Consider the following 12,505-nt stretch of genomic DNA (forward strand, 5'->3'; position numbering starts at 1 on the left):
TGCCCCGCTTCGCTCGCACCGACGGGCAAAGCTATCCGATATGCTTGAAAATCCACCCCACGCTTGCCCCGCCCGCCGGTGCGGTGCCGGTGATGACGAGCTGTTCGGTCGGGTGCGGGCGACCGTCGCCGTCGACCCACAGGCTTTCCTCGATCGCCAGCGCGCCGTCGGACGTGCGGAACTGCCACAGCGGCCCGCCGCTGATGCGCAGCAGCGCGCCCAGTCCGTCGGCGGTCAGGCTCGCAGAAATGTTGCGGCCAAGGTGAAAGCGCATCGTGAAAAGCTTGTCGCCCTTGCGCCGCGTGCGGGGGGCGGGAAGCAGCATGTCCTCGCCGCGCAGCTCGCGCCCGTTGGGCGACAGGATCAGCAGGCGGCGGTGAATCAGGCCGTGGCGGCGCGCATAACCGTCGTGGCTCATTTCGAGCCGGCTGCCCTGCGGCGTCTCGCGCCGGTCGAGCTCGACCTCGGTGACGCCCTTGCCGAGCGCGCCGCCCGCCAGGATCGCGGTCGAATTGCTGTCGCCCAGCGTCAGCGTCGAATGCGCCGCGGTGGTGCGCAGCCCGCGCGCGAGTTCGGCGGGGATCGTCGCGCCGGACAGCGCCGCGCCGCCGCAATTGACGACGATACGCTCGTCGCCGTCGCTGAGTTCAAAGGCAAGGGTGGAGGCGCAGCCCGCCTCGGTCACGCGGGCGATCGGCGGCGGCGCGGCGTCGGCGAGCAGCACCACCTTGTTTGCGACGAGCCGCTGATAGCCCCAGTCGCGCGCCTGCTTGAGCGGCCGGGTGCGCACGCCGCTGGCGGCGACGATCGCCTGCACATGCGCCGCCGATGTCGCGCCGCTGCCCTGCCAGCTGCCCATGCCGCCATCGGCGTGGAGCAGCCCGAGCAGCGCGGGAACGGCGCGCGCGAGCACTTCCTGGACAAAGGACGGCACCTCCATCCGGCGCATCTCATAGGTGCGCGCGAGCATCGACAGCGCCATGATCGCATCGAGCTGCGCCTGCGGCGAGCGCGAGATATTGCCGCCGTCGGCGTAGAAGCTTGTCTCGAGCACCTTGCGCAGCCCCGCCTCGCCGAAGACCTGCCGCGGTTCGCCGCCGGGCATCAGCAGCGATGCGGCGACGATGCCGACCCACGCAACGATCTGCCCGGTGCCCGGCCGCGTCTTGTCGGCAACGCGGTCGAGGTGCCGCGCCGCGCGCGCGAGATGGTTGAGCACCGCCGAGCGATAGACAAGGTCGCTCGATGACAGGATCAGCGGCGCATGGGCGGACCAGAACAGGATGCGCCATCCCGTATTGTCGGCGCGCCACGCGGGTTCGCTCACCGTCTCGCCATTGGTGGCGAGCCAGTGGCGCACCACGGCTTCGGCGATCGGCGCGCCGTCGGCGCGGGTGCCCGTCGCGGCAAGGTCGCGCAGCCAGGCGAAGCTGTGCAGATAATCGGCAAAGGCGGGCGCGACGGCCAACGATGCGAAATCGAGTTCGCCGAGCGGCAGTTTCAGCCCGCGGTGCAGGAAATGACCGGCGCGGATCGCGGTGCCCGCGCGCGCATCGCCGGGCACGGGGTCGGCGGGCACGCCGAGCAGTTTCAGCGGAAAACGCCCTTTGAGGCGCAGCGCATGGAGCGGCGTGCGCCAGGTCAGGCGGGTGATCGCATTGGCGACGCGGTCGCCGAGCGACAACCCCTTGTCGGCGGGCAGGCGGATCAGCCGCTTGCCGGGTTCGATCGTATCGTCGATCGGCGCGCCGTCGTAACCGGGATCGGGCGGCGGGTCGGCGGGGGCGGTGCTGAGCGGTCTCCCCTCCATCGATCAGGCGCCGCCGCGCAGTGCCCGGATATTGGCGGCATAGGCTTGCACGCCGCCCTTGAAGGTGGCGGTCCCCGCAACGAGCACGTCGGCGCCCGCCGATATGGCGAGCGGCGCAGTCGCCGCGTCGATCCCGCCGTCGACTTCCAGCCTGATGTCGCGGCCCGATTTCTCGATCATCTTCCTCACCGCCTCGATCTTGCGAAGCTGGCTGGAAATGAAGCTCTGGCCGCCGAAACCCGGATTGACGCTCATGATCAGGACCAGGTCGATGTCGTCGATCAGATAATCGAGCATCTTGGCGGGAGTCGCGGGGTTGAGCGAGACGCCCGCCTGCTTGCCCAGCGACCTGATATGCTGGACGGTGCGGTGGATGTGCGGTCCGGCTTCGGGATGGACGGTGATGATGTCGGCGCCCGCCGCGGCAAAGGCGTCAAGGAAATGATCGACCGGCGAGATCATCAGATGGACGTCGAACGGCAGCGCCGAATGCGGCCGCAGCGCCTTTACCACCATCGGCCCGATCGTCAGATTGGGCACATAATGGCCGTCCATCACGTCGATATGCACCCAATCGGCGCCCGCCGCCTCGATCGCGCGCACTTCCTCGCCCAGCCGGGCGAAATCGGCGCTGAGGATCGACGGGGCAATGCGGACGGCGGGCGGCGTGACGGTCATGGACCGGCCTTAACCATCTAGGGAGTCGGGAGCAAGCGGGGGTAATGGACCGGCTGTGGAAAAGCGGGGCGCGTTGCGGGGAGGATGGATGTCCGGTGGCGACCGGACGTCGCCATTGGCATTTTGGGGCTGTCTCCCCTTCAGGGAAGGGACAGGCAGGCTCGGCAGCCTACCGCTTGGCCGCGGCGGAGAGGGCCTTATGGTCGCTCCCCACTCCGAAAACCGCCACCGAGGCCTATAGCAACCCCGCCGCCTCGATCGCCGCAACGGCGTTGTCGATCCGGGCATCGCCTTCGCCTTCGATCCACGCCCATTTGAGCTGCCGCCGTTCGAGTTCGCCGATCGCGACATCCATGAACTGTCGCCGCGCCAGTTCGCTGCCGAACAGGCGCGTGCCGTCCTCGCGCCAGGGCAGGTCCGTCGCGGGAACAAGGTAAAGGTCGGCCACGTCGGTCCAGGCGTCGATTTCGGGCAGGCGGCGGCCGAGCAGCATGATCGCCCACGCCTGCGTCATCAACGGGTCGGTGTCGGACACCAGCCAGTCGGGGCGCTCGGCAAGCGCCGCCAAGGTCGCGGCGCGGTGGCCGTCGAAAATGGCGAGCAGGTCGATCGCGTCGAACTCGGTTCCGTGCATCTCGGCATAGGTGCGCCCATATTCGGGGACGACCAGCCCGCCGAGCCGCAGCGCGAGCCGCGGCGCGAGCGTCGACTTGCCCGTGCTTTCGGCGCCGTGCAGGCAGATGTGCCGGGTCATAGCGCGATGCGCCCCGTCGCCGCGGCCCGGCGCCACTGGATCAGCCCGTCGATCGACAGGCCGAGCAGCACGACATAGACCGCGCTTGTCGCGTAAAGCCCGCGCGCGGCAAAGAGCGGGATCGCGATCAGATCGACCAGAATCCAGAGGAACCAGCTTTCGACGCGGCGCCGCGCGAGCAGCCATTGCGCGGTGACGCTCATCATCGCGATCGCGCCGTCGATCCACGGTGCCACCGCGTCGGTGTGGCGGTCCATCGCATAGCTCCACCCCGCCCAGGCGGCGAGCGTGCCCAGCCCCCAGCCCCAGCGCGCGCGGCGGCGCATCCAGCCGACGGGGACGCCGCTCGTCGTCCGCGCACGCGTCCACGCCGCCCAGCCATAAAGGTTGAGCGCGAAGAAAAAGCCCTGGAGCAGCATGTCGCTGTACAGCTTTGCTTCGAAGAAGACGAAGGCATAGAGCGTCACCGCGACGAGCGCGCAGGGATAGTTCCAGACGCTGCGCAGCGCGACCAGCGCGACATTGGCCAGCACGAAGGCGGCGGCGATCCATTCGACGGGATTCATGCGCCGTTGCAACCTGCGTCCGGCCGGGGCCGCGTCCACAGCCCGTCGCGGCTGATCCGCCGCTGCGGGGGGCGGCGGAGAACCGACCAGCCCGCGCGTGCGACCCAGCCCAATTTGGCGGCAAGCGAGCTGGCGGCGCGATGGTCCCACGCATGGTCGCCGCGCCGCCGCACCTCGCGCGCGATGTCGCCATAAATGCCCGCGGCGGCCAGCACCGCCCAGCGGCTGCGCGGGGGCAGTTTGCGGGCGCCCCAGCGCGCCGATGCTTCATATTCCCCGGCCATTTCGGCGAGCCATTTCGCCATCACCGCCAGCCGCGGGCGAAAGGCGGGGTGCATATGCTGCCCCGGCGGAATGTCGAGCTCGACCAGCCATTCGACGGGCAGGTAGCAGCGGTCGGCCGCGGCATCCTCGGCCACATCGCGCGCGATATTGGCGAGCTGGAACGCAATGCCGAGGTCCGATGCCCGGTCCAGCGTGCGTTCGTCGTCGGGGTCGATTCCCATCATCAGCGCCATCGCGACGCCGACCGCGCCCGCGACATGATAGCAATAGCGGAGCAGATCGCCTTCGCTGCGCGGTCGCCAGTCCTTCGCATCCAGCTCGAAGCCCGCAATGATGTCGTCGATCACCGCGCGCGGAATCGCCACCTTTGTGAGCAGCAAAGCCAGCGCGTCAAAGGCGGGTTCGCCGGTTGGCTCGCCCGCAAAGGCCCGGTCGGTCAGCGCCCGGATGCGCCCGACGGCGGCCGCGGGATCGTGCCCTGGCCGCATCGTGCCGCCATGGTCCTGTCCGTCGGTCAGGTCGTCGGCGGCGCGGCACCACGCATAGAGCAGCCAGACGCGCTCGCGGGTTTCGCGGTCGAACAACCGGCTGGCGAGGGCGAAACTTTTCGATCCGCGCGCGATGCTGTCGTGCGCGAAACCGTGGAGGGCGTGCGCGTCATAGGCCCCCGCCGCCTCCATTACAGATTTTCGGCCTTCATCGCGAAAATCGTCTGGTGCGGCTCGTAATTCGCCATCTTGTCCAGCAGCTCGTCGAGCCCGGCATCGACGATCATGATTCCCGCGTGCGCGGGGCGGATGAAGCCGACGTCGATCATCCGGCGGTTGAAGGCGATGAGGTCGTTATAGAAACCCGCGGCGTTGAGCAGCCCGACGGGCTTGTTGTGATAGCCAAGCTGTGCCCAGCTGATCGCTTCCCACAGCTCGTCCATCGTCCCGACGCCGCCGGGGATGGTCAGGAATCCGTCCGACAGGTCGGTGAACATCTTCTTGCGTTCGTGCATGCCCGATACGACGTGCAGCTGGGTGCAGCCGCGGTGCGCGACCTCGGCGCCGACGAGCGCCTCGGGGATGATGCCGATCACTTCGCCGCCCGCCTCCAGCGCGCTGTCGGCGACCGCGCCCATCAGCCCCAGCCGCCCGCCGCCATAGACGACGCCGATACCGCGTTTGGCCAATGTGCGCCCGACGTGGCGCGCGGTTTCGATATAGACGGGATCGTGGGGGGTCGCGGACCCGCAATAGACGGCGAGGCGTTTCATCGCTTGATGGCTTTCACAATTTTCCGTTCGGGCTGCGCTTGTCGAAACCCTGTCCTTCTCTTGCCGCCTTTGAAGGAAGAACGGCCCTTCGACAAGCGCAGGGCGAATGGAGTTTTGTCATTCAAGCATGAGCGCAGCCGTCGCCTTCGCGCTGCCGACGACGCCGGGGATGCCGGCGCCCGGATGTGTCCCCGCGCCGACGAAGTAAAGATTGGCAATCCTGTCGTCGCGGTTGTGCGCGCGAAACCAGGCGCTTTGCCACAGCAGGGGTTCGAGGCTGAAGGCGCTGCCGAGATGCGCCGACAGGTCGCGGCCGAAATCGGCGGGGGTATAGTGAAAGCGCGTGACGATATTGGCGCTAAGGTCGGGGGCGACGCGCCGCTCGACCTCTTTCACGATCGCGTCGGCAAAGCGCGCCCCGAAATCGCCGTCCCAGTCGGCTTTTGCCTTGCCCAGATGCGCAACGGGGGCGAGCGCATAGAAGGTCGAATGCCCCGGCGGCGCCATGCCCGGATCGGTGATGCTGGGATGATGGAGATAGAGCGAGAAATCGCCTGGCACGACGCCGTTCCTGTAGATGTCGGCAAGCAACCCCTGATAGCGCGGGCCGAACAAGATGCTGTGGTGCGCGACGCCGGGATAGTCGCCCTTCGCGCCGAAATGGACGACGAACAGCGACGGCGACCAGCGTTTGCGCGCCAGGCGGCGCGCCGTTTTCGGCCCGCGCGGATGATCGGCGAGCAGGTCGCGATAGCTGTGCATCAGGTCGCCGTTGCACGCGATCATCTCGGCCTCGCCGCGCCAGCCGCTCGCAGTGGTCACCCCCGTCGCGCGGTTGCCCGCGGTGTGGATCGCCGTGACCGCATCGCCGAGGCGCAGCGTTCCGCCCAGCCGTTCGAACAGGCGGACCATCGCGGCGACCAGCCGGTTGGTCCCGCCGCGTGCGAACCAGACACCGCCGTCCTTCTCGATCGTGTGAATGAGCGCATAGATGGCGCTCGTCGTCATCGGATTGCCGCCGACCAGCAGCGTATGGAATGACAGCGCCTGCCGCAGCCGTTCATCCTGCACATAAGAGGAGACGATCGAATAGACGCTGCGCCACGCCTGATATTTCATCAGCGCGGGGGCGGCCTTGATCATCGCCCGAAAGTCGAGGAAGGCGGTCGCGCCAAGCTTGACATAACCCTGTTCGTAAACGCCCTTTGAATAATCGAGGAAGCGGTCGTAACCCGCGACATCGGCGGGGTTCAGCCGCGCGATTTCGGCGCGGAGCGCGGCCTCGTCGTTCGAATAGTCGAAATTGGTCCCATCCGGCCAGTTCAGCCGGTAAAAGGGGCTGACGGGCATCAGGTCGACGTCGGCTGTCATGTCCTGCCCGCTCAACTCCCACAGCTCGCTGAGGCACGGCGGGTCGGTGATGACGGTCGGCCCGGCATCGAAGGTGAAGCCGTCCTTTTGCCAATGGTAGGCGCGCCCGCCGGGCTTGTCGCGCGCCTCGACGATCGTCGTCGCGACGCCCGCCGACTGGAGCCGGATCGCGAGCGCAAGGCCGCCGAAGCCGGCGCCGATGACAATGGCTGTGCGGGTCATTTCCAGTCCAGTTTCGCAAGCGCCGCAAGCGCGCGGCCGATGGGCACCGGCGGCCTGCCCGCAAGCAGGCGCAGCCGGTCGGTCGCGGTCGAGCGCCCGGCATAGAAGCGCGCGATCAGTCGCGGCGAGAGGCGATAGAAGCGCTCGAAGATGCGATGGCGCGTATCGGGTTCGGCGGCGCGGAACAGCATGGCATCCAGCATCCGGTAAAAGCGCTGGCGGCGCCACGATGCCGCGGCGCGCGCGCGGAGCCGGTCGGGCAGGTCGGCGCGCCCGACCAGCGCGGGCAGCGCCGCGGCGGTGCGCACCGCGTGCGGCAGCGAATAGCCGGTCGTCGCGTGAAACATCCCCGCACGCGCGCCGATCCGCGCGGTGCGATCGGACGGCGGCCACAGCCGGTCGAAATCGCCGGCGATCACCACGGGCAACACGCCGCTCTCCTCGCGCGTCATCGCGGTCACCTGCCAGCCCTGCGCCGCGGCATAGGCGGCGATCCTCTCGCGCACCAGTGCTTCGTCGAGCTGGGCCTCGTCGCTGTAACAGGTATCCTCGACGAACAGCGTCTCCGCGTCGAAGGGGAGGAGGTAGATAAAGCGATAGCCATCCAGCTGCTCGACATTCGCATCCATGACGACGGGATGTTCGATCCCATGCCCGCCTGCGATCGTCAGCGCCTGTCCGACGAATTTCTGCCAGCCGCTTGTCAGCGTCGGAAACTTGGCCGCGCCGCGCGCGTCGATGACATGCTTCGCCGAAAGGCGTCCGCCGCGCGCCAGCAGCAGATGGTCGGGCGCGACATGCTTTGCGCGATCGGCGATGATGTGCCCGTCGGGCAGCGCCGCCGCGACCGCTTCCGCCAGTGCTTCGCCGGTGATGCTTTTATATCCCATGCCAAGCGTCCGGTCGTGCGCGGGAAAGCGCACGTCGTAGCGCGGCCAGTGGTGGCGGACGAGCGGCGCGACGAGCCAGCGGTCCTTCTTTGCGATGTCGCTGTCGAAAAAGGACCAGATGTGATTGCCGCCGACCGGCCCCGGTTCGACCAGCCGAATGTCGAGATCGGGCCGCTTGGCCGCCAGCGCGAGCGCCGCCAGCCCGCCCGCCAGCCCGCCGCCGACGATTGCGATGTCGCATTTATCGATGTTCGGCCCCACCATGTCTTTGCCCTAGCCGCGCAGCGCGCCCGTGCAAAGCCATTGCAACGCGCCGCCGAACGGCTAGCCTTCCGCCATGACCGGCTGGGCGATCCTTGTTTCGGCGCTGGCGATGACCGCGATCGTCGGCGTGCGCTATCTTGTCACCAGCGGCGCCTTTGCCCTCGCCACGCGGATCAGGCGCCCCGGCCTTTATCGCGGGCTCGAAGGACAGATGCGCCGCGAGATCGGCTGGAGCCTCGCGAGCGCCGCCATTTACGGCATTCCCGCCGGGGTGGTCGCATGGGGATGGCAGGCGCATGGCTGGACGCGCATCTATACCGACGTCGATGCCTTCCCGCTGTGGTATCTGCCCGTCAGCCTGCTCCTGTATCTGCTGCTCCACGACGCATGGTTTTACTGGACGCACCGCTGGATGCACCGCCCGCGCCTTTTTCGCCTCGCGCACGCCGTCCATCATGCCAGCCGACCGCCGACCGCATGGGCGGCGATGAGCTTTCACCCCGTCGAGGCCGTCACCGGCGCGGTCGTCATTCCCGCGCTCGTCTTTATCGTCCCCATCCATGTTGCGGTGCTGGGGCTGGTGCTCGCGATCATGACGATCATGGGGGTCGGCAATCATATGGGGTGGGAAATGTTCCCGCGCGCGCTTGTTCATGGACCAGCAGGGCGCTGGCTGATAACCGCGACGCATCATCAGGCGCATCATGCCGCTTACCGGGGGAATTATGGACTTTATTTCCGTTTCTGGGATCGCGCGTGCGGCACCGACATCGGGCTTGGCCGCTTTGATGCTGGCCGTCCTGACCGCGAACGCCCCGCCGCAGCCGACGGTTGAGGTCAGCGTCACGGGACTGCGCAGCGCCAAGGGACAGTTGCTCGTCTGCCTGACCGCAAAAGCCAGCGCCTTTCCCGATTGCAGCAAGGACAAGGGGTCGGTGCGCATGGCCGTGCGGGCCGCCGAGGCCGCGCGCTTCGACGTCCACGCGCCCGCCGCGGGCACCTATGCGATTGCCCTCGTCCATGACGAGAATGGCAACGACAAGATGGACAAGGCGGTCTTCCTGCCCAGGGAAGGATTCGGTTTTTCGCGCAACCCCACGATCACCGTCGGCCCCCCAAGCTTCCAATCGGCAAGCTTTGCGGTCGCGGGCGACGTCCGCCAGTCGATCAGGATGAAATATATGCTGTAGGCGAGCGGATCATTGCCGGAGTCCGCCCTGGGGTGGACCCGCCATTGGTTTGATCGTCATCCCGGCCTTCGCGGGGATCACGATCGGATAGCGGGCAGCTTTGGACCGGCGGCAGCCGCGCATATTGCTTCGCCCGATGCGTGCAAGCCGCATTGTCGGGGCATCGCCACGCCGTTAAGAGAGCGCGTGTGACCGCGACCCGTTCCCGCATCGCCGCTTTCGCCGACCGCTGGCCAAAGTCGCTCGCCCTGTTGCTCGGTGCCGTTTCGGCGACGGGCTTTGCGCCGCTGAACCTGTGGCCGCTCACCCTGCTCGCGCTCGGCGGCTGGATGGCGCTGGTCGCGCGCAGCCCGCGCGGTTGGCGGGCGCTGGGCATCGGCTGGGCGTTCGGCGTCGGCCATTTCGCCGTCGGCCTCAACTGGATCGCGACCGCCTTCACCTATCAGGCGGCGATGCCCGCGTGGCTGGGGTGGATCGCGGTTCTGCTGCTGGCGCTTTATCTGGCGGTCTATCCCGCGCTGGCGGCGTGGGGCGCGTGGCAATTCACCCCTTCCCGGAACGGGGAGGTCGCGGCGCGCAGCGCGGACGCAGGGGGGGCGCGCTCGCCCGCCGACGTCGCGGAAGGCCCCCAGCCCTCTCCAGCGGCTTTGCCGGTCGCCCTCTGCGTTGCGGGGAGGATTTCACCGTCCTTCATTCTCGGCTTTGCGGCGCTATGGACGCTCACCGAATGGCTGCGGAGCTGGCTTTTCACCGGCTTCGCGTGGAATCCGCTCGTCGCAATCCAGATGGATGCCAGCGCCCCCGCTATCTGGATCGGCACCTACGGGGCTTCGGCGCTGGTCGTTATGGGCGCTTCCGCCTTGCTTCTCGCGGCCAGCCGCCACATCCGCAGCGCCGCGGTCGTTGCCGTGGCGGTCGCGCTGCCCATCGTCGCGGCGACCCTGCTGATCGACCATAACGGTTTTCGGGCGGCCGGCGCACGCGACAGCGAAGGACAGGGTGTCGCCACGCCCATCACCGTCGTCCAGCCCAACGTCGGCCAGCAGGACAAATGGGAAGGCAGCAAGGCCGACGCCAATTTCGCGAGGCTCGCGCGGCTGACGACGCCGAAGGACGCCGCGCCGCGGCTGATCCTGTGGCCCGAGGCGGCGGTGCCCGATTATCTCGAATGGGGCTATCCCGCCATCTATTACGATCGTTCGCCCGCCGAAGCGCGGCGGCGGATCACCGCGCTGATGAATGCGGGCGACGTGATGCTGCTCGGCGCGCTCAAGCTCGAAATGGACAGGGGCGGCGAGGTCGTCGGCGCGCGCAACGCGGTGATGACGCTCCATGCCGACGGCACGCTCGGGCCGCGCTATGACAAGGCGCATCTGGTTCCCTATGGCGAATATCTGCCGATGCGGCCGGTTCTGTCGGCGATCGGCCTGTCGCGCCTTGCACCCGGCGACATCGATTTCTGGCCCGGACCGGGACCGCGCACCATCGACCTCGGCGCCTTTGGCCGCATCGGCCTGCAAATCTGTTACGAGATCATCTTTTCAGGCCAGGTCGTCGACCGCGACCACCGCCCCGCCTTCGTCTTCAACCCGTCGAACGACGCCTGGTTCGGATCGTGGGGCCCGCCGCAGCATCTGGTCCAGGCCCGCCTACGCGCGATCGAGGAAGGGCTGCCCGTCGTGCGCGCGACGCCGACGGGGATCAGCGCGGTGATCGACGCCGACGGGCGCATCACCCAATCGCTGCCGATGCACGCCGCGGGGCGCATCGACACGATCGTGCCGCCCGCGCATGCGCCGACGCTCTTTGCGCGCTTCGGCAATGCGCTGCCGGTCGGATTCGCGTTCGCGCTGCTTGCGCTGGCCATTGCCTTTCGGCGGCGCGGACGCTAACAGCTGCCCAACATAAAGTTTTCTTTATATCCGTCTGGAAAAAGGCTCCCCATGCGCAACAGCTTCCTCTTCACCTCTGAAAGCGTGTCCGAAGGGCATCCTGACAAGGTGGCCGACCAGATCAGCGATTCGATCGTCGATCTGTTCCTGGCGAAAGATCCCGAAGCGCGCGTGGCGTGCGAGACGCTGACGACGACGCAGCTGGTCGTGCTTGCGGGCGAAATCCGCTGCAAGGGTGTGTTCGAGGACGGCGAATGGGCGCCCGGCGCGCTCGACGAGATCGAGGCGACGGTGCGCCGGACGGTGCGCGAGATCGGCTATGAACAGGCGGGCTTCCACTGGAACGAGTTTCGTTTCGAGAACAATCTGCACGGCCAGTCGGCGCATATCGCGCAGGGCGTCGACGAGGCGGCGAACAAGGATGAGGGCGCGGGCGACCAGGGGATCATGTTCGGCTATGCATCCGACGAAACCCCCGACCTGATGCCCGCGACGCTCGATTACAGCCACAAGATCCTCGAACGCATGGCCGCCGACCGCAAGGCCGGAACCGCGCCCTTCCTCGAACCCGATGCCAAGAGCCAGGTGACGCTTCGTTACGCCAACGAACGCCCGGTCGAGGCGACCGCCATCGTCGTATCGACGCAGCACGCGCCGGGCTATTATTTTCACAATGGCGAAGGCGACGAGGCGAAATATACCGAGCTTCGCAAATATGTGCTTGGCGTCATCGCGGATGTCCTGCCCGCCGAACTGCTTACCGCAAACACCGTCTATCACATCAACCCGACGGGCCGGTTTGAAATCGGGGGGCCCGACGGCGACGCGGGGCTTACGGGCCGCAAGGTTATCGTCGATACCTATGGCGGCGCATCCCCGCATGGCGGCGGCGCGTTCAGCGGCAAGGATCCGACCAAGGTCGACCGTTCGGCGGCCTATATCACCCGCTATCTGGCCAAGAATATCGTCGCCGCGGGCCTCGCGCGCCGCTGCACGATCCAGCTCTCCTACGCGATTGGCGTCGCCGATCCGTTGTCGATCTATGTCGACCTCCACGGCACCGGCACGGTCGAGGAAAGCCGGATCGAGGCGCTGTTGCCGCAGCTCGTCCGCCTGACGCCCAAGGGCATCCGCACCCACCTTGGTCTTAACAAGCCGATCTACAAGCAGACCGCGGCCTATGGCCATTTCGGCCGCAAGGCCGATGGCGACGCCTTTCCGTGGGAGCGCACCGACCTTGTCGACAAGCTGAAGGCGGCGCTCGCGGTCTGATCCGGGCCGGGGCGCTTGCCGCTCCCGCCTGCCCGCGCTAACGCGCGCGC

At 67.6% G+C, this 12,505-nt stretch carries 12 protein-coding genes; 4 read left to right on the top strand and 8 right to left on the bottom strand.

Features of this window, described 5'->3' with window-relative positions:
• Positions 1-31 precede the first annotated feature (31 nt).
• From HUW43_RS00340 to crtY, 8 genes are all read right to left on the bottom strand, one after another.
• A complete protein-coding gene (locus HUW43_RS00340; protein ID WP_188235607.1) occupies positions 32-1,810 on the bottom strand; it encodes a heparinase II/III family protein in 1,779 nt (592 codons plus the stop codon).
• A 3-nt stretch (positions 1,811-1,813) separates the two neighbouring features.
• Positions 1,814-2,488 carry a ribulose-phosphate 3-epimerase gene (gene rpe / locus HUW43_RS00345; RefSeq protein ID WP_188235608.1) on the bottom strand — a complete coding sequence of 225 codons (675 nt, stop codon included), beginning with the start codon at positions 2,486-2,488 and terminating at the stop codon, positions 1,814-1,816.
• Between the two features lie 235 nt (positions 2,489-2,723).
• The gene (locus HUW43_RS00350; protein WP_188235609.1) at positions 2,724-3,242 is read right to left on the bottom strand and encodes an AAA family ATPase; all 519 of its coding nucleotides are present in this window, start codon (positions 3,240-3,242) and stop codon (positions 2,724-2,726) included.
• Positions 3,239-3,808, bottom strand: a complete 570-nt coding sequence (gene pnuC / locus HUW43_RS00355; RefSeq protein WP_188235610.1) for a nicotinamide riboside transporter PnuC — start codon at positions 3,806-3,808, stop codon at positions 3,239-3,241. Before pnuC ends, HUW43_RS00350 begins: the two co-directional genes overlap by 4 nt.
• A complete protein-coding gene (locus tag HUW43_RS00360; RefSeq protein WP_188235611.1) occupies positions 3,805-4,773 on the bottom strand; it encodes a phytoene/squalene synthase family protein in 969 nt (322 codons plus the stop codon). The genes pnuC and HUW43_RS00360 overlap by 4 nt, the downstream gene beginning before the upstream one ends.
• Positions 4,773-5,354, bottom strand: coding sequence for a TIGR00730 family Rossman fold protein (locus HUW43_RS00365; RefSeq protein WP_188235612.1), 582 nt, complete (start codon positions 5,352-5,354; stop codon positions 4,773-4,775). The genes HUW43_RS00360 and HUW43_RS00365 overlap by 1 nt, the downstream gene beginning before the upstream one ends.
• Before the next feature lie 117 nt (positions 5,355-5,471).
• The gene (locus HUW43_RS00370) at positions 5,472-6,947 is read right to left on the bottom strand and encodes a phytoene desaturase (protein WP_188235613.1); all 1,476 of its coding nucleotides are present in this window, start codon (positions 6,945-6,947) and stop codon (positions 5,472-5,474) included.
• Complete coding sequence (gene crtY, locus HUW43_RS00375) at positions 6,944-8,101, bottom strand: lycopene beta-cyclase CrtY (RefSeq protein ID WP_188235614.1); 1,158 nt, start codon at positions 8,099-8,101, stop codon at positions 6,944-6,946. Before crtY ends, HUW43_RS00370 begins: the two co-directional genes overlap by 4 nt.
• A 73-nt stretch (positions 8,102-8,174) precedes the next feature.
• Here crtY and HUW43_RS00380 point away from each other — a divergent pair, with 73 nt between their 5' ends.
• The 4 genes from HUW43_RS00380 (at position 8,175) to metK (ending at position 12,455) form a co-directional block, all read left to right on the top strand.
• Entirely contained in the window at positions 8,175-8,936 is a 762-nt protein-coding gene (locus HUW43_RS00380) for a sterol desaturase family protein (protein ID WP_188235615.1), read from the top strand.
• On the top strand, positions 8,890-9,291 hold the full coding sequence (locus HUW43_RS00385; RefSeq protein ID WP_188235616.1) for a DUF2141 domain-containing protein: 402 nt from the start codon (positions 8,890-8,892) through the stop codon (positions 9,289-9,291). Before HUW43_RS00380 ends, HUW43_RS00385 begins: the two co-directional genes overlap by 47 nt.
• Before the next feature lie 188 nt (positions 9,292-9,479).
• Entirely contained in the window at positions 9,480-11,183 is a 1,704-nt protein-coding gene (lnt, locus tag HUW43_RS00390) for an apolipoprotein N-acyltransferase (RefSeq protein ID WP_188235617.1), read from the top strand.
• A gap of 51 nt (positions 11,184-11,234) precedes the next feature.
• Positions 11,235-12,455: a methionine adenosyltransferase gene (gene metK, locus HUW43_RS00395; RefSeq protein WP_188235618.1), complete on the top strand. Its 1,221-nt coding sequence runs from the start codon at positions 11,235-11,237 to the stop codon at positions 12,453-12,455.
• The last annotated feature ends 50 nt before the right edge of the window (positions 12,456-12,505 follow it).

The sequence above is a fragment of the Sphingopyxis sp. LK2115 genome (assembly GCF_014595975.1).
Taxonomy (GTDB): domain Bacteria; phylum Pseudomonadota; class Alphaproteobacteria; order Sphingomonadales; family Sphingomonadaceae; genus Sphingopyxis.

Excerpts from the sequence above, each read along its gene's own strand:
- crtY (WP_188235614.1), bottom strand. The coding sequence starts at position 8,101 with ATGGTGGGGCCGAACATCGATAAATGCGACATCGCAATCGTCGGCGGC.
- HUW43_RS00360 (WP_188235611.1), bottom strand. The coding sequence starts at position 4,773 with ATGGAGGCGGCGGGGGCCTATGACGCGCACGCCCTCCACGGTTTCGCG.
- HUW43_RS00370 (WP_188235613.1), bottom strand. The coding sequence starts at position 6,947 with ATGACCCGCACAGCCATTGTCATCGGCGCCGGCTTCGGCGGCCTTGCG.
- metK (WP_188235618.1), top strand. The coding sequence starts at position 11,235 with ATGCGCAACAGCTTCCTCTTCACCTCTGAAAGCGTGTCCGAAGGGCAT.
- HUW43_RS00350 (WP_188235609.1), bottom strand. The coding sequence starts at position 3,242 with ATGACCCGGCACATCTGCCTGCACGGCGCCGAAAGCACGGGCAAGTCG.
- HUW43_RS00385 (WP_188235616.1), top strand. The coding sequence starts at position 8,890 with ATGCTGGCCGTCCTGACCGCGAACGCCCCGCCGCAGCCGACGGTTGAG.
- HUW43_RS00365 (WP_188235612.1), bottom strand. The coding sequence starts at position 5,354 with ATGAAACGCCTCGCCGTCTATTGCGGGTCCGCGACCCCCCACGATCCC.
- rpe (WP_188235608.1), bottom strand. The coding sequence starts at position 2,488 with ATGACCGTCACGCCGCCCGCCGTCCGCATTGCCCCGTCGATCCTCAGC.
- HUW43_RS00340 (WP_188235607.1), bottom strand. The coding sequence starts at position 1,810 with ATGGAGGGGAGACCGCTCAGCACCGCCCCCGCCGACCCGCCGCCCGAT.
- HUW43_RS00380 (WP_188235615.1), top strand. The coding sequence starts at position 8,175 with ATGACCGGCTGGGCGATCCTTGTTTCGGCGCTGGCGATGACCGCGATC.
- pnuC (WP_188235610.1), bottom strand. The coding sequence starts at position 3,808 with ATGAATCCCGTCGAATGGATCGCCGCCGCCTTCGTGCTGGCCAATGTC.